Genomic DNA, 24,621 nt, shown 5'->3' on the forward strand with positions numbered 1-24,621 from the left:
CTCCCGGCATGAGTTCCGATGGAACTTTCGGATCGGACGTTATTGGTTGAAGACTACCGCCAGATGTTTCTCCAGTTCGGAGCCGTGCAGCCCTTTACGGATTACATAGCCTTCTTTATCAATCAGCAGGTTGATGGGAAGGGAACCGTTTCCGTATTGCGTACCGACCATGTTGCGGGAGCCGACCCGGTCGGTGAGCTGGGTCCAGGGTAAACCCGCTTTTTGCAGGGCTTTTTTCCAGGCATCCGTGTCTTCGTCCACCGAAATGCTGATAATCTGGAGTCCTTTGTCCTTGTATTGCTTGTAAAGAGATTTAAGCCGGTTGTGTTCCTGGCGGCAGTGATCGCACCAGCTCGCCCAGAAATCAATCAGGACGACGTTGCCCTTATAGTTGAGCAGACTAACGGGTCTATCCTGTTTATCGGCCAGAATCAGGTCAGGAATATATTGCCGGGGTTCAGGCTTGCGCTCAGGGTTAAAAAATATCCGATTGTGAATTCTAATCCCGACCGAATGCTGCTGGAGTGAGAAATCCAGATGATTCCACAAGTGCCTGGCTTTTTCGTTAGGAATGTCCGGGATGATTGAGTTTAATTCAAAAAGACTGACCAGCGAACCGGGATGATAATCGATAAAATCTGCCTTTATAGCCCTTATCTCCTGCAATAGAGATTCGTATTCCTGTCTGTAAATACGTGTATTCGCGGTATCTCCTTTCTGGGCGGATTTGATGATTAACCGCCTGAGTTCATTTTGTCTTTTTAAAGGTGTTTCGAGCATCTTATCCCACAACAACTGATCACGTAAAGCCGGTGATCCTACAATTGACAACTGGTTGAGTGAGTCGGTATGGCCGATAACGGTAATTGGGTTCGAATCCAAAAGGAAGGATTTAGACTGTGCACTCCCATCATCCTTAAAAGCAACGGTATAATAATTTGCTTCGCCCAGAACTCCCCGAAACGAGAAATGACCATCGGCCGAAACACACGAATCGGCCTTAGAACCGAACGGAGCGCTGGCCGACTGGAACTGGGTCAGCAGATAAACCGTACGCCCTTTCAGGTTGGTCAAATACCCTTTGATGGAATACCGGGCGGCAGGCGCCTGAGCAAAAGCGGCTTCGGCCAGCAAAAGGGCGGCAAATAGCGTAAACAGACGCATATCGTTCTCATTTGCAGTGAAGTAGTAAGTTAAATTATATTTTTCTAAAATTCAACGATATTTATAGTTTATGTATTATTTTTAGCCATTATAGTACCGTATAAATTTCAAGACAGTATGTGAATAGCCAACGTCTAACCATTTTTTTCCATGAAACCGACTAAGAAAACGTTTCGAAAATCCAGTTTGTTGAGCAGAGCCGTTGCTCTGATGACTCTGTTAACGATGATGCAATGCCAGTCCACTAGCGAGGTTTTGGAAGAACCCGAGGGATGGCCTAAAGACGGATTTCCAAAGTGGAATACGTATCAGCCGCTGGACCAGCTTTCGAGCCTGTCGGGGTCCGTCCGGATTCGGCTGGAACCGCACGGTAGCATCCGGGCAAAAGTCTATTCGAAAGGCGCAGAGCAGTTTGAATATATTCTGGACCGCGAAAAACCGCAGCAACTACTAACAAAAAATATCAGGAAAGCCGACGTGCATCTGTTAAGGATAAATGAAGACCGCAGGTTTATCGTCGGCATAGCAATTGACGATCTGGAAACCGGTCAGCGGTATGTGCTGGATCCGGGGCAGAGGAGCTGTCCATGGGCTCGTGAACAGACGAAGCAACTACCGGACCTGGCTAAAAAAACGGTTGTAATTGATGGGTATGGTGGCTCATTTACCCAGGACCCGATGCGGTTTGAAGACCCTCTTTAAGCCTCCCGAAATACCTGCCCAACCCGCCAGACCTCCTCAAACGTGTTATACAGCGGGGCTGGTGCCAGCCGGATGCAGTTGGGTTCGCGCCAGTCGCCGATGATGCCCTGTTCGGTAAGTCGGTTAAAGACGGCTTTCCCGTCGTTTTCGATCAGGAGCGACAATTGGCAGCCGCGTTCTGCCGGGTTGACGGGCGTCATGATTTTGAGCGGATGGCCGGATTGCTTTAACACAAATTCCAGAAAACCCGTCAGGCGTTCGCTTTTCTGCCGCAGGGCTTCCATTCCGGCTTCGTCGGTAATCTGCAAAGCCGTGTGGTGGACGGCCATTGCCAGAACGGTTGGCGTACTAAGCTGCCAGCCGTCGGCCCCGGCCATCGGACTAAACCCTTTGGTCATATCGAACCGCCGGGTTTCGTCGTAGCCCCACCAGCCCGCCAGTCGGGGCAGGGCGGCACGGTGATGTTTTTCGTGAACAAAAATACCGGATACGCCCCCCGGTCCGGAGTTGAGGTATTTATAGGAACACCAGAAGGCAAAATCGACACCCCAGTCGTGCAGTTGCAGCGGCACGTTGCCGACGGCATGGGCCAGGTCAAAACCCACCAGAATACCGTGCGCACGGGCTTTTCGCGCAATAGCCGCCATATCAAACACCTGACCGGTGTAGTAATGCAAGCCGCTCATCAGGACCAGCGCCAGCGAATCCCGATGCTCTTCGATGGCCGCCAGCATATCCTCCGTGCGCCAGGTATGTTCGTCTGTTCGGGGAAAAACTTCAATGAGGGCATCGGCAGGATTCAGACCACGGGTTTGCAGATGCGTTTCGAGGGCGTATTGATCGGACGGAAAATCTCCGCCAATGGTCAGAATCCGGGTGCGCCCGGCCTGGGGCCGGTAAAACGAGGTCAGCAGCAGGTGCAGGTTGACCGTCAGGTTGTTCATCGGACAAACTTCCGACGGCAGAGCGCCCACAATCTGCGCCAGCGGCTGCTTGCAGCGTTGGTGAACGGTCAGCCACGGATTTTCTCCTTCAAACCAGCCTTCCACCCCGTGCTGCTGCCAGATGCCCAACTCCCGATCCAGCGCCTGCCGCACGGTTTTGGGTTGTAACCCCAGCGAATTGCCACACAAATAAATCAGCGGCTCCCCGTTGCGCTCGGGAATATGAAACCGATCACGGTACGACCGAAGCGGATCGGCCTGATCAAGCCGCCGGGCAAACGCTAAAGAATTCTCAAAAAGCATAGCTTTTTAGTGAAGAGTTAAGAATGATGAGTTATGAGTTGGCTGACGCACTTCACTCATAACTCATCATTCTTAACTCCTCCTTCAATGATGTCCGCCTTTTTTGCAGCAGGAGGGGAGTTTGGCGTAGCCTTTTTCGTCGGCGGTTACCTCATCGGCATCGTAGCCGGTTTTGGAAATGTTGGCTTTGATCCGGGTCACGTCGGTTTTCTTCGGGTTGTATTTCACCGTCACAACTTTGTCCTTCAGGTTCAGGCTTGATTCCTTGACGCCTTTTTCAAACGCCAGATTTCGCTCGATGCGCTCCTTGCACATGGAACAGATGGCCGAGGTTTTGATTTTGACTTCCTTTTCGTTGTCGTCGCCCGCCTGAACGGTGATACCAACAACCAGAAACAACAGGGTAAGAAGTCCGGCTAAGTAATTTTTCATTGCTATCGTGAGTTTTTGTTAAAGCGTATCGGTTTAATGGTTCATTGGGCCGCCCGGCATCATCATGGTCATGAGCGACGGTGTAATTCGTAGGTAAATCTGTCCTGATAACGGTATTTTACCATAAATCGGTTCCAGCGATTTTCCGGGGAGATGACCGGTTAGTTGCGCACCCAGCACCAGATCCGTCCGGGCCAACTGCAAAAGCCGGTGGTTCATTCCCAGTGTCAGGCTGTTGATGGTAACCGGGAAAGTTTCTTCCGTTTTATAGTCGAAAAAATAATCGTGCAGCCCCAGTTCGTCAACGGATTTGGTGATGTTTTCATACCGTCCGTACAAAGCCGTTCGGCCCAGTTGCAAACTGCTTTCGGCCAGGTACGCGTTTTCATTGACACCGTCGTGCGAATTCATCCCCCAGACCAGCGCCGAGGAAACGTAGCGGTCGGGCCGTCCCAGCAATTTACTGTGCAAAAGTGATGCCGTCGTGCGGGTCACGTTATGATCCGGGTCAATGGCTTCCGGGCTTTTGAGGAATCCCTGCGAAAATTGGAGGGCCAGCGAAGGCGACGGGTTGACCGAAAGCCGGTACGAATAACTGTCGAAGCGCGGACGGTCGAAGCCATACCGGTTTTCGTTCGGTTCGCGGCCCGTAAAGCTCGACACTTCCAGCTTGGCGATTTTGTAACGAAACCCCGCCGTGGCCACCCCGTAGGTGATGTGGGTGGCGTCGGTCCAGTGGTGTCCCAGGGGAGAGTCCGGGTTGTTGAACGACGAAATCCGGTGCATAAAAGCCGGTGGTCCCAGTGCCGGTTCGCCGGGGTAACCGATGTAACCAAACACATCCGCGTTGGGCGAAAGCGCGTAGGAATACCCAACCGACAGTTCCGAGAATAAGTCGTGCTGGTGCTGGCGGTCAACCAGCCGCTGGCCTTTGTAGGTTTCGCCCGACTGAAACAGCAGCGGATACCCGTTGTTGCCCACGGTGAACGGGTCGAGCGAAAGCATGGCTTTGAGGGCCAGTAAACCCCGCCGGCCAACGGGACGCTGCGCCATGCCCATCACATAGTTGGGGGCGTCAAAAGCCGTCGCCCGGCCCCTTTTGCCGGGGTTGTTGAAATTCTGGTTGGTGTGGCGAATGAAAAGGCTGTAGTGGATCATGGTCATCCACGGGCGGCCAGACGGGCCGGTTGGGTGCGCCATGTACATATACATCGGCGTCTGGTCGGGGTGCCAGGCCGTGCCGGACGCGTTCCGGTTCATGGGCAGGTTCCGCGAATACAGGTGCGACATCATCGACATCCCCTGTTGCATCTGCATCATGTTGTGCATGGCGTGGTTCATGGCGGCACGGTCCATGCTATCCTGCCGCATCATCTTTCTGGCGGGCGGCATCTTGACCTTCCGGCTGGTGTCTGCCGGAAAGCCATCTGCCCGGGCTGACCCGATGATGCTGCACAAAAAAAGTACGAGTAACGGTTTTAAGGTTGTATTCATGATAATAGCGCGTTAATTAGGCGGGCCTCAGGCGTTGGCCGAATGTTTCCGGCAATCGTCGGCGCACCGGCGGCAGGCTTCGGCGCAGGCCCGGCAATGTTCATCGTCGTGTTTGCTGCATTCTTCCGCACAGGCGTCGCACACTTCGGCACAGAGTACCATAAAGTCCATCATGTACTCAGAATTGCGGGCGGTGAGGCTCGCACACATTTTACAGAAATCGGCACAGTCGCGACAGAGTCGGATGCAGTCCCGCATCATCATAACGTGTTCTTCCTGTAAACAGGCGGTGACACACTGTTCGCAGGCGGCTGCGCAATCAAAACAAATCTGAACGTGCTCTGCGTGGCGTTGCATACTTTCCATACCGTGTAAGTTTATATAAGTGAACAGTTGATTTACATCTTCTTATGTTACGGTCGGTAATGCAAAAGTAGAATGGCGGTCCGGCTTCAAACGTACATAAACCGGGTGCGGTTGTACATCATTTTGGCTGACCTATTCGGTCGATCTCCGTGCGGTAAGCGGTTTCCGTTCGCTTGAAATCACTCGGGGTCAGCCCCACCAGTTGCTTGAATTGATTCGACAGGTGTTGTGTACTGCTGTAACCCAGCCGCCACGCTATCTCACTAAGGGTTAACTCGCCATAGCGCAAATATTCTTTCACTTTCTCAATTTTCTGAGCAATGACGTACTTCTCAATGGTCATGGCTTCCACCGCCGAGAACAGGTGACTCAGGTATGAATAGTCGTAACCGATTTTCTGCGTCAGGAAATCCGACAGGTTCTGGTGCTCCGGGCGCTCGCGCCGATCGTGGTGTATTTCGTTGACAATGATGGTTTTAATTTGCTCCACCAGCACGGCTTTCCGGTCTTCCAGCAGCTCAAAGTCGTTTTCGGCCAGCGCCTGCCGAATCTGATCCAGCGAAACCGTCGGGGGCAGTTCGCCCACTTCGACCTCGCCCAGTTCAACCTTCTGAACGTCAATACCAAATTCTTCCAGAATCTCCCGGACCGCGCGCTTGCACCGTCCGCAAACCATGTGTTTGATGTATAGTTTCATACGTAATTCCAGTTCAGACACTAGATTTTAAGTTTGTACCGAAATCCGGCGTAAATCATGCGGCCCGTGATTGGGCCCCAGACACGGGCCGCTGCGTCGAAATCGCGTCCGAACGGATCGTTGGCGCCGACAATCGGGTTAGACTGGCGGAAATTGCCGAGGTTTTCACCGCCCAGATAGATCTCCCACAGCCGGAACGATTTGCTGACCTGAGCATTGATGTTATAAAAACCGGGCGCATTTTCGCGGGGCATGTTCTGGTAGCTCGTGTGCTCGTAGCCTTCGCGTAGGTACGGAATCCGGCGCGGGCCGTTCCACTGTACCGTGAAATCAAACTTCCATTTGTCGTAGGGCAGCGCATACCCGGCGTTGAACAGTACCCGGTCGCGGCTCACCATCATGCGCGGCAGCAATAGCGTTTCGCCAAACGCCATGCCCATCGACTGCCGAACGTCGAAAAGCCGGTACGCCAGTTTGACTTCCATACGTTTGATGGGCTGGTAGTTAAGCTCGGCCTGAAAGCTGTTGGAAAAAGACCGGGCTTTCGCTCCCGGCGTCGACCGGCTCGATAGGTAATAGAAATGAAGCTCGCGCGGGTGTTCCAGATCGGCAATCAACTGGTTTTGAAAATCCGTGCGGTAGTAATCCAGCACCAGCGACGCTTTTTGCCCGAACAGCGTAAACTCCTGCGCCAGACTGGTTCCGTAATTCCATGACACCTCGGCCTGGGGTTTGCCGTCAAAGTAAACCGTCCGCGAACTCACCAGGTAGCCGTAATTTTCGGCCAGCGCATTGGGTGTCCGGAAACCCCGGCCCGCCGACGCCCGCAGCGTCAGGTTTGGATTCAGGTCGTATTTGGCGTGGACACGGGGCGTAAACTGCGTGCCGAACAGGTTGTGGAAATCCAGCCGGGCCCCGGCCACGAGCGTCAGCTTATCCAGATATTTGTAGGTGTATTCCCCGAAAACACCCGGTACCGACTCGGTTCTGGTCATGAGGGTATCCCGGTATTTTTCGCGGTAATCGTCGAGCAGATAACTCGCGCCCACCTTAAACGAATGGTTGGTGTTGTCGATAATCGACTGGTAAATTAGATTGCCGTACAGCGTTTGTTGCCGACCGTCGTAGGGCGTGAAGCCGAAAGCCGAGTTCTGTTCGTGATGCACGGCATTCAGAATCAGGCCCAGGCCGCGATACGGTTTTTCGGGATATAAGCGGGCGGTTTTCGAAAAGGCTTCAAGCCGTTTGGTGGTGTTGGTAAACCGGTAGGTTGGGCTGCTGCTGCGGTTCTCGGTGGCTTGCCCGCCGGTACGGTCTTCGTAGAGCGCTCTGACGCCAAACTGGGTCATAAACCGTTCGGTGCCGTACTTGGCCCGAACCATCCCGTTATACTGGTTATAGAGTGGCAGGTCCAGAAAGTTGTCGCCGTTCTGATCGATGCGGTTTTGCAGGGTGCTGGCGTGTCCCAGAAAGCCGACGCTCCATTTTTCCGTCAGCGGTTTGGATAGATTCAGGTTGCCTTCCACGCGCCCGAAGCTGTTGACGTAGGCATTGGCCAGCACGCGTTCCTGCGCATCGGGCTTCTGAAGTTCCACGTTCATGGCCCCCGACATGCTTTCGTAACCGTTCACCACCGACCCCGCGCCCTTGCCGATGTCGATTGACGAAATCCAGGTGCCGGGTATGTAATTCAGGCCGAAGGTGGACGCCAGCCCGCGGATGGTGGGGATGTTCTCGACGTTGGTTTGCACGTAATTCCCGCTCAGGCCCAGCATCTGGATTTGCTTGGCTCCCGTCACGGCATCACTATACGACACGTTGACGGACGCGTTGGTTTCGAACGACTCCGAGAGGTTGCAACAGGCGGCTTTGGCCAGCGTTCGGGTCGTGATGATCTCGTTCTGAATGGGCGATATCCGGTCAATCTGCGACGAAGCGCCCTGAACAGTAACTTCCTGCAAGGTATTCTGGGGAGTCAGAATAACCTCCAGCACGGTCTGGTCGGTGACGGCAACGGTATCCGCTTTGAAGCCCACAAAGCTGAACACCAGTTGGTTGGTAACACCAGAGCGGGGAAGCTCAAATTTCCCTTCCGCGTTGGATGTGGTAGAAACCGTAGTACCGGCCCAGTAAATAGTGGCGCCCACCAGCGGAACGGTTTGGGTATTGACGCGCTCGGAAACCGTACCGGTAACGGTTTGTGCGTTGGTATAAAAGAATGTGATCATGGAGAGCACAAGGGCGGCTACTCCATTTTTATAGATGGAATGTGGATGCATAACAAGTCAAAATGTGATGATGAAATAAACAACAGCCTCTGCCTCAACGGCATTGACCCTTATCCAGCACAAAAAGACTTCTCTATAGTAAAAAACTCTGGACAAACGAGAGCAGAGCGCGCCCGTAGGGGAGAGGAGGTGAGTCAGTCCGGATCGCTGCCGAGACGGTTTCAGCCGGGAGGAGGTCATTAATCAGCCAGCTAATCAGGGCCGTCGCGCCCAGTCCGGCCACATCGGCTATTGATTTAAGGAACTTGGCAACGAGTTGGGTAATGGACGACGAAAAATCGACGTTCTCGTACCGATGCTCTTCCTTGCAGCAGTCGGTGCGTTTAACGACCGGGCCGACGGAAGCGCTTTTTGAAACAGAAAACGCTTTTTTACTGTGGACCGGGCAACCGGCTTTTGCTTCCCGTTTGATGGTCATGGACACTTTCTTTCCGCGCATCTGGCACGTGTGCTCAATCAGGCCAAAGCCCGTACTGCTCAGTAGTACGATGCAGGCCATCAGGAGGTTGACGTATCGGAAAAGCGTGTGTTTCATGACGGTTCAAAAGTAGAGCTTCCTGTTTGCAAAAGCAAGTGCAGGATTTTGCGATACCGTACAGGATTTTGTGATTTGGGCCGCTCGCCCGTAGTACCGGGCAGGTTATCGATAAAAAAAGAGGTGGAACAACTGTCCCACCTCTTTATAAATTCTATAATTAGTACGTGACGAATTTTAATAGCCGGGGTTCTGTTTCAGAACGTCAGACCCAAGAATATCGATTTGTCCTTGCGGAATCGGTAGGAATTCGTGTTTGTTTGGCGTAAACTTCGCACCACCCAGCGCACCCGGCAGGAACTGGCTGTCGTATTTCAGATAGTCATTGACTTCTTTATCAGCCGTGCCCCAGCGAACCAGGTCATAAAACCGGTGTCCTTCCATAGCCAGCTCCAGTTTCCGTTCAAACCGAACGGCGGCCCGGGCTGCATCCTTTGTTGCGAAAGCCGAAGCCGGATACTCACTGATGACATACTTCGCTGCCGGTTTGCCCGCATTGACGACGAAGCCCTCCGGATTAGCCGCCCGCTTGCGAACGATATTCGTGTATTCGAGCGCTTTCGTTAAGGAACCCACTTCGATTTCTGCTTCAGCCGCCATCAGCAGCACGTCAGCGTACCGGATGATGGTGTAGTTCATGGCCGTGTAAGCGGGGGTCCAGGAGCTTTTGTCAACCAGTGATTCGTCGGCCTTATACCAGACGTATTTTTTCGTAATGTACGGACCGGCGTTGGGCTGGTTCCGGATCCAGTCGTAGCCCGGCATCACAATCCAGTCCAGGAACGGAATGCCCCGCCGACCGATTGTGTGGTCGAGACGCGGATCGACGTTACCGGCGTCCGGCGTAAAGGCTACATCCGACTTAATCCCCATGTCGTTTTTCAGCGCGTTAGCCGGCAGGTTATACGACTTGTCCAGCAGCGGTAAACCGTTCGCGTTGGTACGGTATGAGTTGGCCAGTTCGAAGCTTGGCGCAAAGAAACCGCAGCAGCCCGCCGGACCGTTCGGACCCGTGTTGTACGGATAGTTCAGGTCAAACTCCGGGTTGGCGTTGTTGACGCTTCCGGTTCCGGAAGCCGACTGAACAGCAAAGACCGACTCCTCATTGTTATCGCTAGCGGGGCGATACAGATCAGCGTAGCGGGGTAACAGACCGTATTTCTTGCCGTTGGACGTTTTCCCGTTGGGGATGATCAGATCGTATAAGGCTTTGGCTTCGGTGAATTTTTTCTGATACATGTAAATCTTCGCCAGGTAAGCAGCAGCAGCCCATTTATTGGCCCGACCTACGGAAGCCTGCGTTTCCGGCAGATTTTCGTAAGCAAACTTCATGTCGGATTCAATTTTCGGCCAGATATCCTGATCGTTCTTCACCTGTTCAATGCCCTCGTTGTAGTCGACCGTTTCGTCTACGTAAGGCACATTGTTGAAAGCCCGTTTCAGTTCAAAGTAGAAGTGCGAACGCAGAAACCGGGTTTCAGCCTCGGCCAGTTTCTTCTCGGTCTCATTCATGTCCGTAGTCTGGGGCAGTAGGCGCAGCACGGAATTGGCGCGAGCCACCCCTTCGTAATTTCCCTGCCATTTGTCGGAAATGACCCCCTGACTCGGCAGGTACTCGAACCGTTGAATCGGGTTGATATCGCTGAAGTCGCCCGGGTCTGTGCCTTTATTGGCGTCACCTCCGCGGATACTACCCCAAACCCAGTTGGAGGGGCTGGCCATCCGCTGATCGCGGCCATTAAGCTGACCATATACCGCCACCAAAGACCCGTCAATTCCTTTTTTGGTTGCCAGCTGTGCACCCGTAATCTGACCCGTCGGAAGAACCTCCAGAAAAGAATCCTTGCAGGAGTAACCAAGGAACGTCAGCGTTAGCGTAACGGCGGTGGTAACCGTCCATTTGTTATATATACTTTTCATTTTTAATAATTGCTTTTACAAAAATAAGAAAATTGGGGTAATGCATGAATTAAAGACCGATGCTCAAACCACCCGTGAAGCTTCTTGTCACGGGGTAGTTACCTACGTCGATCCCGAAGTTGGTATCAGCATTCCCACCGACGCCCGGATCCAGGCCCTGGTATTTGGTAACGGTAAACAGGTTGTTGGTAGAAAAGAACACCCGAACCCGTTGCAGTTTCAGCCTGCCGAGCAGTGCGGCTGGTAACTTGTATCCTAGGGTGATGTTCTGCATCCGCATATACGAACCATCCTCAACAAAGTACGAATTCGACTGTGAGTTGGTACTGAAGTTTGAGGCACTTTCGAAGATGGGGATGTCCGTATTGGTGTTCGTTGGCGTCCAGGAGTTTTTCACCCGTTCGCTGATGGCGGCTCCCGAGAAGGTCGGGTAAAAATCCGTAAACAGCTTCGAGACATTGAAAATCTTGTTGCCCAGGAACGCGTTCAGGTACGTTTCCAACTCGAAGTTTTTGTAGTTCAACCGCAGGTTCAAGCCTCCGCTAAACTTCGGAACCGGGCTGCCCAGGTACGTCCGGTCGGCATCGTTGATAACGTTGTCGCCGTTCAGGTCAGCATACCGGAAGCGGCCAACCCCTTTTCCAGCCTGTTCGGGCGAAGCGGTAACTTCTTCCTGATTCTGGAAGAGGCCAATAACTTTATAGCCGTAGAACGAAGAAATGGAGTAGCCAAGCTGGTTACGAATGGGGTTGATGCCCCGGAAGCCCGGATTAACATACGGAATGTAGGTTTGATCCCCGGCGAGCGCCACAATCTTGTTCTCCAGAATACCGCCCGTCAGGTTGACTTCATAGCTCAGGTCACTGGAAATCCGGCCCCGGGTAATGATTTGCAGGTCAATCCCCTTGTTTGACATTTTACCGATGTTCACGAAAGGTGCTGAAGCCCGGAAACCAACGGTTGCCGGTGTTGGAATCTGATACAGCAGGTCTCGCGTATCTTTCTGCCATAAATCGAGGACGACGTCCAGTTTGCCGTTAAAGAATGTACCGTCAATCCCAAGGTTTTTGGTAACACTGGTTTCCCAGCGAGCATCGGCGTTGCCAATCCGGGAGCGGTAATATCCTTCGAGCGTGCTGGTGTTGGTACCGTTGAGGTCATAGGCCGACAGTCCCACGTTGGCAGCGTACAGGCTATACTGGTTGTTGGGGTCAACGTTGTTGGAGTTCCCCATGGTTCCGTAGCCCCCGCGTATTTTCAGGTCGGTAATCCAGGTAACACTCTTCATGAACTCTTCGGCCGAAAGCCGCCAGGCTGCCGAGAAAGCCGGGAATACCCCGTACCGGTTGTTGGCACCAAACCGCGAGGAACCATCCCGGCGAAGTACGCCCGTGAGGATGTATTTATCATTGTAGTTATACACCGCCCGGCCAAAAAGTGAGTAGAAATTAACCCCCTTGAAATAGCCACTGTTCACGATCCGTCCCGAAGAGGAGGTCGTAGTCAGCGTGATGTAATCCGGATTGGTCGAGAAGGGATTCAAACCGTTACCGGCCATGTTCCGGCCTGCACCGTCGTTGAGGGCTTCCTGACCAACGAGGAGATCAAGTCCATGTAAGCCAAACTTCTTCTTGTAGCTGGCCGTGTTGGTAAAGGTCCAGCGGAACACATACCCGCTGCCTTCGTTGTAGCCAAAGCTACCGTTGTTTTCCGAGTTCTCGTACTGGGAACGACTGTACCCCACGTTGTAGAAGTTATCGTACTGACCACCCAGTGAGCTGCGGAGCGTCAGGCCCGGAATCGGATCGTATTCAATGTATATGTTTCCGAAACCGTTGGCGTTAAAGGCCCGGTTGTTTTTCAGGTTATCGCGCTCGGCCACCGGGTTCCGCGGGTTGTTAAAGCCTTTGGCGGCTGTTCCGGCATACCCTCCAAATTCATCATAGATCGGGATGATGGAAGCCATCCGGAAAGCACCCAGAATCGGGTTTTCGTCAGCGGCTACCCCTTGTCCACCGTTACCACCCATTTGCCCCACGACGGAACGGTAGGTGAATTGCAGGTTTTCACCGATCCGTACTTTGGGAGACAGGTCAAATTCGGTATTCGTCCGGAAGGTGTAACGATTGAAATTGTTGTATTTCAGAATCCCGGCCTGCGTCTGGGCGGTTAAGCTCACGTAATACCGGGCGCTTTCCGAACTACCCGAAAAACCGAGTGTGTGACGGGTCAGCGGAGCCGTACGGGTGATGGCTTTATACCAGTCGGTTCCTTCTTTGTTCGCCTTTACAACCTGATAAATAGAGCCGCGCGATGGGTCGATGTTGTATTTGGCGCGCTCGGCTTCCAGGTCAACTGAACCCACAACACCATAACGGCCGCCCACAATGAGGTAATCCGGAATAACGGGGGTGGGGCCATTTCCAAACTGCGGGTGGGTCCATTGATCATCGCCCGGTTTCCAGCCGGAGTTCCGGAACGCATTCCAGGTCCAGGTGGCAAAGTCGGTGGGGTTCATCATTTCCTGGCCTTTTCCCGGTGTTGTTACGCCGTACTGGCCATCATACGAGACGGATAATTTGCGGGGTGTTTTGCCTCCTTTTTTCGTCGTGTAGACAATCACACCGCTGGCGGCCCGGGCTCCGTAGATGGAAGCGGCAGCCGCATCTTTCAGCACCGTCGTCGACTCGATATCGTCCGGCGCGATGATGTCCGATGAACCCACCGGAACCCCGTCGAGAATGATCAGCGGGCTGTTACCACCGAAGGCTCCAAAACCCCGTACCCGCACCTGGCTGGCCGTACCGGGCTGACCGTTGGTGATAACCGTTACCCCCGGTACGCGGCCCTGCAACTGCTGCTCGACGTTACCCGATGGAACGGCCGTTAAATCTTTGGATTTGACCGTTGAAACGGCACCGGTCGTTTCGCGCCGGTTGTCGGTGGTATACCCCGTTACGACGACTTCACTCAAGGCAGTCACGTCATCTTCCAGCGCAATATCAACGGTGCTTCGATTGCCAACCACCACTTCCTTGGATTTGAAACCGATTGCAGAGATCACTAACGTTGGATTGGTGCCGCGTAATACTAAAGAATACTCGCCGTTGGCATCGGTGGATGAACCCGTGGTTGTGCCTTTGATAACAACGTTGGCACCGGGTACGGGACCATCAGCGCCGGTTACTTTTCCTGAGATTCTGCGTTCCTGAGCCATAACGTTTATGCTCCATAGCAGCACGAACACGCCCACGCACGCAGATTGAAACAATCTGTAGAATTGTGCTTTCATAATAGGTTTTGTAATAATTGGTTTTATTTTCGTACTAAAGTAAGATTACTTTAGACATACTTCAAAACATTCTCAATAATATTATAATAAAACGTGTCGTAACATTTTATTATAAGTTGATACTATTTAATTGTATTATCTTGAATGTTAACAAATTATAACTTGGTTATAAGCTGTACTAAATTCTCAATATTTTAGGGTATGGATTGATTATTAGAGCGATAGCAAAGGATTTCTGGTATTTTGTTTTATTTTGTCAGCGAAAGAGTGTGTTTCTGTAGGTTCCTCCTCGCTTCGCAAAAATGGATTTTTGCTTTCCATCTTCCTGAGAGTAAATTGTTTGGTTTTTGTATTTTATGAATTTTGTATATTATTCTTTAGGTATGTTTCGCCCAGCCGTTCGCCTTTGCCTGTTTATTCTTTTCGGTTACTTTCTTGGTTCCTGCCAATTTACTACGTCTTCGCTTTTTAGCTTATTGCCTGCTAATGAGACAGGTATTCAGTTCTCGAATCAAATGCCTGAGAAGGATACGCTGAGCATTCTCGATGTGGATTACTTCTACAATGGCGGGGGCGTAGCAATCGGTGATTTCAACAACGACGGTTTGCAGGATGTCTACTTTACGGGCAATCTGGTGGCTAACAAACTTTACCTGAATCGGGGTGACTTTAAGTTCACAGACGTTACTGAACAGGCGGGTGTCGGCGGGGCCGGCAAATGGTGTTCGGGGGTGGCGCTGGTGGATATTAACAACGATGGACTCTTGGATATATACGTTGGCGCAACCATCCGGAAATCAGCCCATGATCGGGAGAATATGCTGTTTGTCAATCAGGGCTGGCAGGGGCAGAAAGATGGGGTGCCCGTTTTTAAGGAAATGGCTAAAGAATACGGTATTGCCGACGATAGCTATACCACAAATGCGGCTTTCTTTGATTACGACAACGACGGTGATCTGGACCTTTTTGTTCTGACCAATATGGCCGAGAAGTACCCCAACGCATACCGTAAAAAAGTAGCGGACGGGTCGTCACCTACCACCGATAAGTTATATCGTAATGACTTTGACCCTAAACTCGGACATCCGGTATTTACCGATGTGTCCAAAGAAGCCGGTATTCAGTTGGAAGGGTATGGCCTGGGGCTGAACATCTGTGATATCAACCGCGACGGCTGGAAAGATCTATACATTACCAACGACTTTCTAAGCGAAGATCACTTCTTTATCAATAATCAAAACGGCGGGTTTGGTAAACCGGCTTTTACGGACCGCGCCGGGCAGTTCTTCAAACACACCAGCAATACGGCGATGGGCAGCGACATTGCGGACCTGAATAACGACGGTCTGATGGATGTCGTTGTACTGGATATGCTGCCGGAGGATAACCAGCGGAAGAAAATGTTTATTCCGCCGAACAACTACCAGACCTACCTCAACAACGAAGAATTTAACTATACGCACCAGTATATGCGGAATACCCTGCAACTGAATCAGGGCTTCCGGCCCGGTACGCGTGACCCGATTTTTAGTGAAATCAGCCTGATGGCCGGAATAGCCGCCACCGACTGGAGCTGGACACCACTGGCCGTGGACTTCGACCACGACGGCTTTCGGGATATTGTGGTGACCAACGGCTTTCCCAAAGACATTACCGACCGGGATTTCATGCAGTACTATGCCGATAATTCGTCGGTCGCTACGAAAGAATATTTGCTAAGCCAGATTCCCGTAATTAAAATCAGCAATTACGCTTTCAAAAACAATGGCGGTAACCTGACGTTCTCGGATGTTTCCCGCGAGTGGGGGTTACAGACACCCGCGTTTTCGGGCGGGGCCGCTTACGGTGATCTGGACAACGACGGTGATCTGGACATGGTGATCAATAACATCAACGATTCTGCCTTTGTGTACCGCAACAACCTGGTTGAGCAGAAGCCGCAGCAGGCCAACTACCTCCGCATCCGGTTTAAGGGCAGTGAGCAAAACCGGATGGGGCTCGGGGCCTTTGTGGAACTGAAATACGGAAACGGCCAGCAGCAGGTCTACGAACACACCATTTACCGGGGGTATCTTTCAACGGTCGAAAATGCCGCCCATTTTGGGTTAGGAGCCACGAATATGATTGACGAGGTGCGGATTAGCTGGCCCGCACAGGACGGCAAGCCCGGCAAAGCACAAACCCTGCGGAATGTGAAAGCCAACCAGGTGCTGACGGTGGATGTGAAAAACGCGACCGAAACCGCTACGCTGCCGCCTACCCCGCCCGCCGGAACCCTGCTTCGGGATGTTACCGATTCGCTCCAGGTGAAATGGGTGCATCAGGAGCCGGAATACATCGATTTTAATCAACAAAAGCTCCTGCCGCATAAATTGTCGCAATACGGCCCGGCGGTGGCGGTGGGCGATGTCAACGGCGACGGTCTGGACGATTTGTTTGTGGGTGGTTCGCGTACGCAGAAAGGTACCTTTCTGATCCAGACGGCGGCCGGAAAACTGGTCGAGCAGGATTTACTGCCCGGAACGGCGGGCGAGGCCAAACCGGAAGAAGACATGGGGGCTTTGCTCCTGGATGCCGATGGCGACGGCGATCTGGACCTCTACATTGCCAGCGGGGGCTTCGAGGGCGAACCCAACTCGGCGGCTTATCAGGATCGGCTTTATGTAAACGACGGGAAAGGCCGGTTTACGCTGTCGGCTCAGGCGTTGCCGCAAAATCATATCAGTAAATCGTGCGTCAAAGCGGCTGATTACGACCGCGACGGCGATCTGGATCTGTTCGTGGGCGGGCGCGTCGTACCGCATCAATACCCCCGCCCGGTTTCCAGTTTTATCCTGCGCAACGACTCCCGGCCGGGGCAGCCGAAGTTCACGGATGTAACCAAAACCGTAGCGCCCGAATTGCAGAACATCGGTCTGGTCTGCGATGCGCTCTGGACGGATACCAACAACGATGGCTGGCCTGACCTGATGCTGGCGGGTGAATGGATGCCGCTGACCATTCTGAAAAATGCCCGGGGTAAGCTGCTGGTTGATAAACGCGACGGAACACCGTTCCAGACCCCTAAACTCGCCAACTCAAACACCGTTCCGACCGGCTGGTGGAACTCCCTGGTGGCGGCAGATTTCGACCGGGATGGCGATATGGACTATGTGGCCGGTAATCTGGGGCTGAATACATTAGCCCAGGCCAGTGAAGCCGAGCCGGTTCGGGTGTACGCCAAGGATTTTGATAACAACGGTTTTTACGACGCGATTCCGACGGTATTTTTTCCGGATGCCGAGGGCAAACGCCGGGAATACCCCTTCAATGGGCGGGAAGATATGATTCGACAGGTCATCGCCATGCGGGCCCGGTTTCCGCTGCATAAAGACTTTGCCGTAGCCACCATCGACAAACTGCTGAAAGAAGAGGAACTGAAGGATGCGATTGTACTGGAAGCCAACTACATGAAATCGGCTTACGTGGAAAACAAAGGCGATGGCCGTTTTGAGGTACACGATTTGCCGATTCAGGCGCAGACGGCGCCGGTTTTTGGTATGCTGGCCGGCGACTTCGATCACGACGGCAACCCGGATGTTCTGCTGGTGGGCAACGATTTCAGCAACGAATTACTGGTTGGATGGCTCGACGCCCTGAATGGTCTGCTCCTGAAAGGCGACGGCAAAGGCGGATTCAAGGCGCTCACGCCGGCTGCCAGCGGGTTTTATGTTCCCGGTAATGCCAAAGGTGTGGTGCAGTTGTCGGGTGCCAGCCGGGGGACATCCTGGGTCGTCGCTACCCAGAACCGGGGCCCGCTCAAAGTCTTTCGTCATGCCAGCGCACAGCAAACCGTCCGGTTAAATCCGACCGATGTAACGGGCACCTTCGTGTATGCAGACGGTAAAAAACAGAAGCTGGAGTTTTACTACGGGCAGTCGTTTCTCTCGCAGTCGGCGCGGGAAGTGGCCATTGGGGGAGCCGTTAAATCGCTGGAAATAACCGACTCAAAAGGCCAAAAGCGGGTGGTTTCGTTGCAGCCGCTGGCGCGGAAATAAAAAACGGTCTTCGCCTTAGTAGGGTTCGTTTTTGACGATAAGGCGAAGACCGGAAACCGTTAATTTTCATCCCGTTCCATCACCTCGCTCAGGGGGCGCAGGTTGGCGGGTAACCGTTCTTCTTCCACGTACGGGAAAATATCCAGAATTTTTGTGGTGTTGATGTCGGTCGTTTCGAAGGGAATCAGCATCGTGCGCAGGCTTTCTTCAATTCGTTCGTAGGCTTGCTTCACATTCTCGGCGTTCACCAGCATCTGGTTTACAATGCGTTTTTCGCGGCCTTTATCATCCTCGGTGATGTACACGACCTTGCATTTATACCAGGTCTCCCCGCCCTCTTCGAAATGGAACAGATCGGCCAGACGCATCCGGCTGAGAGCCGTCACCGTAAAATCGGGCGTGTTGGCGGCTACTTCCTTGTACAAGCGGGCTTCGGCGTCGGTATACGAAACGGCGTCGATCAAGTAAGCTTCGTTGATGGTTTTGAATTTTCCGGTTGGATCCTGTAATTGATAGCGAATTTTTCCCTGATACCAGCTTGGCATAACGCGTTGGATTATAAGTTTTATGGGGTTGCAACACCGTACCGATCAGAGAAACTGGAAGTAGATAAGGGTAATTATCCGCGTATCTCTGATCCACTCTGTGTAGGAACCCATAACTCAAAAATACAGAACTTTCGGTAGCTTCGACGGCTCATCCGACTTTTTAGTTAGTTCGTCGGTGGACATTTGTAGTCTCCGCATCGCCCGCGCCATCTTTGTCAAAAAATCAGTCGCCCTAGAAATGAGTAACTTACTGGATGTATTGCTGATTGCCGATGCCATGCCGGTCGAACCGGTTAAAAACTACCTGCACCTCACCCTGCTGACAATGGGTCTGCTGGCGCTGGTGACAACGATCTGGTGGCAGACCGACAAGGAATCGTACGAGGAAGTAACCGAGGAACTGCCCATCACGGCTTTCGAAAAGCTGGAAGTCTGGGGTATGCTCAACGTGCTGGTGTCCGACGGGCCTACTTATTCGCTAACGGCCCGGGGCTCGCGTCAGGCCATTCAGAATGTGAAGGTGCGGCAGCGGGGCAAATGGCTGAAAATGGGCTCGGGGTTTTTCTTCTGGCACCGGCAGTACGATCTGTTGCTGACATTGACCACACCCAACCTGAGCAAGCTGGACGTGTCGGGGGCCTGCACTGTCCAACTCAGTGGATTCCGTGAACTTCCGGCGCTGGACATCGACATTACCGGTGCGTCCAATGTGTCGCTGGAAGGAGAGGCCCAACTGCTGAACATCGACATCACGGGTGCATCCCGCCTGTCGCTCATTGGTCGCGGCAGCATCCTGGCCGCTGACCTGACCGGTGCGTCGACGCTCCACGCCCTGCAATATCCGGTTGAGGAAGCCACCGTGGAGGTCACGGGAGCCTGCACTGCCCAGATTTACGCCACCCGCATCCTGAAGGCCGAAGCAACCGGCGCCAGTAAAGTACATTACCAGGGCGAGCCGAGTGTGCATTTTGAAAGCTCCGGCGCCGGGTCCATTAAGAAAGTATAGAAAATACCACCGATGAGAAATAAATTAAGACTGTGTATTCTGCTGAGTCTGCTGGCGTTGCTGATTTATGCGTTAATGATGACGGAATCGACCATTCCGATTCCGTTAAAGTGGACCATTATTGGCATTGTCATTGGTAGTGGCTTGTTGATTTACACGGCTTTATCCTGGTTTATACCGTATATTCTGAATCACTCGGCGGAACAGTTATCCCCCCAGAAGCTGGTTTCGCTAACGGTTACATCGAGCGGTATTCTGGCCGCCATAACCGGTTTTGTTGCCACCTTGAGCCTGGATTGCTTCGGTAATGTCGATTTCCGGACTACGGATTACTGCTCCATCTGCGGATTGTTTGCCATCATCACGGCGGGCATCACGGCGGTTTATTCGCTGAAATCGTTCGTGCAACGCTGGAAGGCCCTGCTGCTGATGGAAGAAGGGTTGAAACAGGCCGTGTTGAAAGCCGAGTTCGAATCCCTCAAAAACCAGGTCAATCCCCACTTTCTGTTTAATTCGCTCAACATCCTGAGCGCCCTAATTCCGGAAGATACCGGCAAATCGGTGCAGTTTGTCGAACGGCTTTCGAAGGTTTTTCGCTACAGCCTGCAACATTCCGAACAGAACACCATCGAACTGGCTACGGAACTGAAAATTGCGGAATCGTACCTGTTTATCAATCAGATGCGGTTTGGGGAAAGCTTTCAGTATGCCGTGGACCTGTCGGAAACCGACCGAAGCCGTCAGATTGTTACGCAGGGCTTGCTGACGCTGCTGGAAAACGTGGTCAAGCACAACGAGTGTTCGCTGGAAAAACCGCTGGTAATCCGGATTTATACCGAAAAGGATTGTCTGGTGGTGTCGAACTCCTATCAGCCTAAAAGCCGGCTGCGGACCGATTCAACGGGCATTGGCCTGAAAAATTTGAAAAACCGTTACGTACAGTTGGCCGCCGACCGCCCGGTGGTCATTGCGCAGACGGAGCGGGAGTTTGTGGTTAAATTACCTTTACTGGAACCGGCGGCCCACCGTACGGTTGGAAATTGATGACAGGAATGAAAATCTTAATTGTGGAAGACGAGCCGCTGGCCGTCAAACGAATGGAGGGGTTGATTCGGGAAGTGGCACCCGATGCCGAAATTTTAGGGAAAATTGATACCGTACGGGCTTTTGTGCGCTGGTGGCAGACGCATCCGGCCCCGGATTTGCTGCTGATGGACATTCAACTGGCCGACGGTCTGAGTTTCGAAATTTTTCAGCAGGTTGATGTCAAAACGCCGGTTATTTTTACGACCGCCTACGATGAATATGCCCTGCGGGCTTTCAAGGTCAACAGCGTTGATTACCTGCTCAAACCCATTGAACAGGAAGAACTGGCGAAGGCCATTCAGAAATTCCGGAATCAGCGGCAGGACGCGAGCTTGCAGTCGGGAGCTTCCGAAAATCTGGCAAAAATGCTTGAAGAGTTTGGCATTAAGCCGATTACGTACAAAAACCGTTTCCTGATCAAGCAGGGGGGGCGGTTCGATGTGGTCGAAACGGCGGACATCATGTACCTCTACGCCGACGACAAAGTAGTTTTTCTGATTACGAACCAAAACCGTAAATACGTCGTCGATGAAACGCTCGACGAACTGGAGAGCAAACTGGACCCCCGGCTTTTTTTCCGGGTCAACCGCAAGTACATCACCCATTTATCGGCCATCGAGCGCATCGAACCCTACTTCAACGGTCGGCTCCGAATCTGGCTGAAACACCGCCCCTCCGAAGAAGAAGTGTCCGTCAGCCGTGAGCGCGCCGATTCCTTCAAAACCTGGCTGAACACTTAGGAGAGTGAAGAATTAAGAGTTAAGAATGATGAGTCCGTTTACTGCCGGGCTTCACTCATCATTCTTAACTCTTCGCTTTTTAGACTTTATAGAACAGCCATTTCGCCAGTTCTTTGTACGACGGTTTTTTGCCGTACATCAGAATGCCGACGCGGTAGATGCGGGCTGCCAGCCAGGCCGTACCGAGAAAACCGATTATCAAGGCTACCACGGATGCGGCAATTTCCCAGAAGGGCACCCCAAACGGTATCCGCACCATCATGATGATGGGGGAGGTAAACGGAATCATCGACATCCAGAAGGCCACCGCCCCGTCGGGCTCGCGAATGACAAACTGCGCCATGATGAACGAGAGGACCAGCGGCATGGTAACGGGAAACATAAACTGCTGCACGTCGGTGTCGCTATCGACGGCGGAACCAACGGCGGCAAATAAGGCGCTGTAAATCAGGTACCCGCCAATGAAGTAGATCAGAAAACAGCCGATAATCAGCGGAATGTCGAGCGTACTGATGGCTTTTAAAACCGAATTGACCGGATTGTTTTGCTGCTCGGACTTGGGTTTTTCGGCGGGTGCGGTCTGGTTCTGAGCGGGCGGTTGGGTCATCATCTCCACGCGATTCTGTGGTCCTACACGTTGACCCAGAAAACTGGAAAGAACGGAGGACATGCCAAACGTAAGCAGAATCCAGAGCATAAACTGCGTCAGCCCCACGAGGGCAACACCGGTAATTTTACCCGCCATCAACTGAAACGGTTTGACCGATGAGATAATTACCTCGACAATCCGGTTGGTTTTTTCCTCCATAACACCCCGCATGACCTGCACACCGTAGATGAAAATGGCCATGTAGATTACAAAGGCACAAAAGTAACCAATGCCCGTTGCCGCACCCGAACTACTGTCTTTTTCGCCTTCTTCGCTCAGGCTGTAGGTGTCCGACGAAACGTTGGCTTTGGTGCTTTCCAGGACTTTCCGGTCAATCCCCGCTTCCAGCAGCCGGATGTTTTCAATCTCCTGTTCCACGGCGTTCTCGATGCCATTCTTCACTTCGAGACTGACATTCTTTTCGGCGTAGATTTTCAGGCTTTTGGGGTTTTCCAGAATGTCTTTCGGAATGTGAACCAGCACGTCATAACCGCTTTGGGCAAAATCTTTTTTAGCCAGTTCGACCGGGAGCTTTACCGGCGTGAAAACCAGTTGGCTCGTGTTTTTAAAGGTCCGGGCAAACTTGCCGTTTTCGTCAATCACCTCAACTTTCTTCTGATCAATATCGCGCATGGCGAAAAAGATCGGAACCAGCCAGAGACAGGAAACCAGCAGGGGCGTGACAAAGGTCATGATCAGAAACGACTTCTTCTTGACCCGGACCAGGTATTCACGTTTGAGAATCAAAAATATGGTTCGCATGATTTAATGATAGAATGACTGAATGACAGAATGAGTGAATAGCTTCGCTGGAAGCAGGAAATGGCGGAGCTATTCACTCATTCTGTCATTCGCTCATTCACAATTAGTTAGGTAGTTGGAACTTCGCCGACGGCTTTGATAAAAATGTCGTTCATGGAGGGGATGTTCTCGCCAAACGAGCGTACGGTTACGTGGTCGATCAGGTCGCGGACCAGATCATTGACAGCGGCATCGGGCGGAATCCGGATGTTGGCCCGCTGATAACCGTCCTCCAGCGGTTTTTTATCCAGAACCGTATACGTTGGATTTAAATCGTTTAAAATGCCCTGGTATTCAACGTGGTAGGTGTTTGTTTTAAATTGTTCCTTGATGGCTTTCTTGGGGCCGTCGAGCACTTTTTTCGAGCGGTTGATCAGGGCAATGTGGTCGCAAAGCTCCTCGACCGATTCCATCCGGTGGGTCGAGAAAATAATGGTGCTGCCTTTCTGCCGCAGTTCCAGAATTTCGTCTTTGATGAGGTTGGCGTTGATCGGGTCGAAGCCGGAAAAGGGTTCGTCGAGGATGATCAGATCCGGTTCGTGCATTACCGTGGCTACAAACTGAATTTTCTGCTGCATTCCCTTCGACAAATCCTCCACGTTTTTGGTCCACCACGTTTTAATGTCGAATTTAACAAACCAGTCTTTGAGTTTATCCAGGGCCTGTCGTTCGCTAAGCCCTTTCAACTGGGCCAGGTACAGCAGTTGTTCGCCCACTTTCATCTTTTTATACAGTCCGCGTTCTTCGGGCAGGTAGCCGATGCGGCCGATGTGCTGCGGACCCAGCGGTTGGCCGTCGAAGAACACTTCGCCCTGGTCGGGGCCGGTAATCTGGTTGATGATTCGGATAAGGGAGGTTTTGCCGGCGCCATTGGGTCCCAGCAGACCGAAAATCTGGCCGCGCGGGATGTTGATGCTAACGTCGTCCAAAGCCCGGTGCTGAGCGTATTGTTTGACAATGTGATGGGTTTCCAGAATATTCATTCAATTGTGGTTAAGATGCGTATTCCAATTGGGGCTTCGCGGCTGGCTATACACCAAAAGTAGAGATTGGTCAAAAGTACCGTACAGGTTTATGACAAAGAAACTTAATTCTACACAAACGGTATAAAATAAACAAGCTACCAGACAGCGTGCTGTCGGTAGCCTGAAGATGAAAAGAGACCGAATTAGATTTTTATCGGTAATAAGACCGTACCTGAAAGAGCAGGAGCAGCCAGAGTAATCCGATCAGAACCGAAAAGATGCTCAGGGTGATCAGACTGGATAGAATACTGATGAGTTGGGCATAATAACTGAACACCCAGCCCTGGCGCCTGCGGTTGAACAAACCCGGCAGAGCGGCAATGCTCAGCACGGTTCCGGCAATCGCTAGAATCATGGAGATGTTGTACTGCAAACCCAGGCCAACACCGCCCAGAAATGAGACGGGAAGCAGGGCTGTTCCCAATCCCAGAAAAACCAGAATGGCGGGAATGGCGATGATCAGAAAAATAAGGGATACGATGGGCCAGTACTTGACAAATCCTTCCCGGAAACCGAATGGAACCTGAAAAGGAGCCTTCTCGGTAAAGTAAGGAGCCAGTTCCGCTTCTAAAACTGCTTGTTGTGTCATGTT

General features: G+C 52.3%; 19 protein-coding genes. 5 read left to right on the forward strand and 14 right to left on the reverse strand.

From position 1 onward, the window contains the following. Window positions 1-39: 39 nt before the first annotated feature. Window positions 40-1,164 carry a TlpA disulfide reductase family protein gene (locus LX87_RS07990; protein WP_111627698.1) on the reverse strand — a complete coding sequence of 375 codons (1,125 nt, stop codon included), beginning with the start codon at window positions 1,162-1,164 and terminating at the stop codon, window positions 40-42. A 150-nt stretch (window positions 1,165-1,314) separates the two neighbouring features. Here LX87_RS07990 and LX87_RS07995 point away from each other — a divergent pair, with 150 nt between their 5' ends. After that, a complete protein-coding gene (locus LX87_RS07995; protein ID WP_111627699.1) occupies window positions 1,315-1,866 on the forward strand; it encodes a hypothetical protein in 552 nt (183 codons plus the stop codon). Here the strand turns inward: LX87_RS07995 and kynU are convergent. The 9 genes from kynU to LX87_RS08040 form a co-directional block, all read right to left on the reverse strand. Continuing rightward, window positions 1,863-3,113, reverse strand: a complete 1,251-nt coding sequence (gene kynU / locus LX87_RS08000; RefSeq protein WP_111627700.1) for a kynureninase — start codon at window positions 3,111-3,113, stop codon at window positions 1,863-1,865. The genes LX87_RS07995 and kynU overlap by 4 nt on opposite strands. A gap of 84 nt (window positions 3,114-3,197) precedes the next feature. Further along, window positions 3,198-3,545, reverse strand: a complete 348-nt coding sequence (locus LX87_RS08005; RefSeq protein ID WP_111627701.1) for a heavy-metal-associated domain-containing protein — start codon at window positions 3,543-3,545, stop codon at window positions 3,198-3,200. A gap of 33 nt (window positions 3,546-3,578) precedes the next feature. After that, window positions 3,579-5,039: a hypothetical protein gene (locus LX87_RS08010; protein WP_111627702.1), complete on the reverse strand. Its 1,461-nt coding sequence runs from the start codon at window positions 5,037-5,039 to the stop codon at window positions 3,579-3,581. A 27-nt stretch (window positions 5,040-5,066) separates the two neighbouring features. Next, window positions 5,067-5,396: a four-helix bundle copper-binding protein gene (locus tag LX87_RS08015; RefSeq protein ID WP_310587898.1), complete on the reverse strand. Its 330-nt coding sequence runs from the start codon at window positions 5,394-5,396 to the stop codon at window positions 5,067-5,069. A gap of 127 nt (window positions 5,397-5,523) precedes the next feature. Continuing rightward, window positions 5,524-6,102, reverse strand: a complete 579-nt coding sequence (locus LX87_RS08020; RefSeq protein ID WP_111627704.1) for a helix-turn-helix domain-containing protein — start codon at window positions 6,100-6,102, stop codon at window positions 5,524-5,526. Window positions 6,103-6,122: 20 nt separating this feature from the next. Then, complete coding sequence (locus LX87_RS08025; protein WP_229310590.1) at window positions 6,123-8,330, reverse strand: TonB-dependent receptor; 2,208 nt, start codon at window positions 8,328-8,330, stop codon at window positions 6,123-6,125. Between the two features lie 133 nt (window positions 8,331-8,463). Further along, window positions 8,464-8,925 (reverse strand): HYC_CC_PP family protein, encoded by a 462-nt coding sequence (locus LX87_RS08030; protein WP_111627706.1) that lies wholly within the window; start codon window positions 8,923-8,925, stop codon window positions 8,464-8,466. Window positions 8,926-9,102: 177 nt separating this feature from the next. Continuing rightward, a complete protein-coding gene (locus LX87_RS08035; protein WP_111627707.1) occupies window positions 9,103-10,845 on the reverse strand; it encodes a RagB/SusD family nutrient uptake outer membrane protein in 1,743 nt (580 codons plus the stop codon). Window positions 10,846-10,894: 49 nt separating this feature from the next. Further along, window positions 10,895-14,137 (reverse strand): SusC/RagA family TonB-linked outer membrane protein, encoded by a 3,243-nt coding sequence (locus LX87_RS08040; protein WP_111627708.1) that lies wholly within the window; start codon window positions 14,135-14,137, stop codon window positions 10,895-10,897. 383 nt (window positions 14,138-14,520) lie between these two features. Here LX87_RS08040 and LX87_RS08045 point away from each other — a divergent pair, with 383 nt between their 5' ends. After that, a complete protein-coding gene (locus tag LX87_RS08045) occupies window positions 14,521-18,174 on the forward strand; it encodes a CRTAC1 family protein (RefSeq protein ID WP_111628324.1) in 3,654 nt (1,217 codons plus the stop codon). A 59-nt stretch (window positions 18,175-18,233) separates the two neighbouring features. Here LX87_RS08045 and LX87_RS08050 read toward each other — a convergent pair whose 3' ends face one another. Further along, on the reverse strand, window positions 18,234-18,719 hold the full coding sequence (locus LX87_RS08050) for a DUF4494 domain-containing protein (RefSeq protein WP_111627709.1): 486 nt from the start codon (window positions 18,717-18,719) through the stop codon (window positions 18,234-18,236). 241 nt (window positions 18,720-18,960) lie between these two features. Between LX87_RS08050 and LX87_RS08055 the strand changes: the two genes are divergently transcribed. From LX87_RS08055 to LX87_RS08065, 3 genes are read left to right on the forward strand one after another with little or no spacing between them, the layout of a single operon-like run. Then, window positions 18,961-19,728 carry a head GIN domain-containing protein gene (locus LX87_RS08055; RefSeq protein ID WP_111627710.1) on the forward strand — a complete coding sequence of 256 codons (768 nt, stop codon included), beginning with the start codon at window positions 18,961-18,963 and terminating at the stop codon, window positions 19,726-19,728. Window positions 19,729-19,740: 12 nt separating this feature from the next. Next, window positions 19,741-20,772 carry a sensor histidine kinase gene (locus tag LX87_RS08060; RefSeq protein ID WP_111627711.1) on the forward strand — a complete coding sequence of 344 codons (1,032 nt, stop codon included), beginning with the start codon at window positions 19,741-19,743 and terminating at the stop codon, window positions 20,770-20,772. Between the two features lie 8 nt (window positions 20,773-20,780). Further along, window positions 20,781-21,554 (forward strand): LytR/AlgR family response regulator transcription factor, encoded by a 774-nt coding sequence (locus tag LX87_RS08065; RefSeq protein WP_111628325.1) that lies wholly within the window; start codon window positions 20,781-20,783, stop codon window positions 21,552-21,554. Between the two features lie 79 nt (window positions 21,555-21,633). Here the strand turns inward: LX87_RS08065 and LX87_RS08070 are convergent, their stop codons facing one another. The 3 genes from LX87_RS08070 to LX87_RS08080 all read right to left on the reverse strand — a co-directional run bounded on the left by LX87_RS08070 (window position 21,634) and on the right by LX87_RS08080 (window position 24,618). After that, complete coding sequence (locus LX87_RS08070; protein ID WP_111627712.1) at window positions 21,634-22,965, reverse strand: ABC transporter permease; 1,332 nt, start codon at window positions 22,963-22,965, stop codon at window positions 21,634-21,636. Between the two features lie 107 nt (window positions 22,966-23,072). Continuing rightward, window positions 23,073-23,987 carry an ABC transporter ATP-binding protein gene (locus LX87_RS08075; RefSeq protein ID WP_111627713.1) on the reverse strand — a complete coding sequence of 305 codons (915 nt, stop codon included), beginning with the start codon at window positions 23,985-23,987 and terminating at the stop codon, window positions 23,073-23,075. Window positions 23,988-24,180: 193 nt separating this feature from the next. Continuing rightward, window positions 24,181-24,618 carry a chromate transporter gene (locus tag LX87_RS08080; RefSeq protein WP_111627714.1) on the reverse strand — a complete coding sequence of 146 codons (438 nt, stop codon included), beginning with the start codon at window positions 24,616-24,618 and terminating at the stop codon, window positions 24,181-24,183. Window positions 24,619-24,621 lie beyond the last annotated feature (3 nt).

The sequence above is a fragment of the Larkinella arboricola genome (assembly GCF_003259745.1).
GTDB classification, from domain to species: domain Bacteria; phylum Bacteroidota; class Bacteroidia; order Cytophagales; family Spirosomataceae; genus Larkinella; species Larkinella arboricola.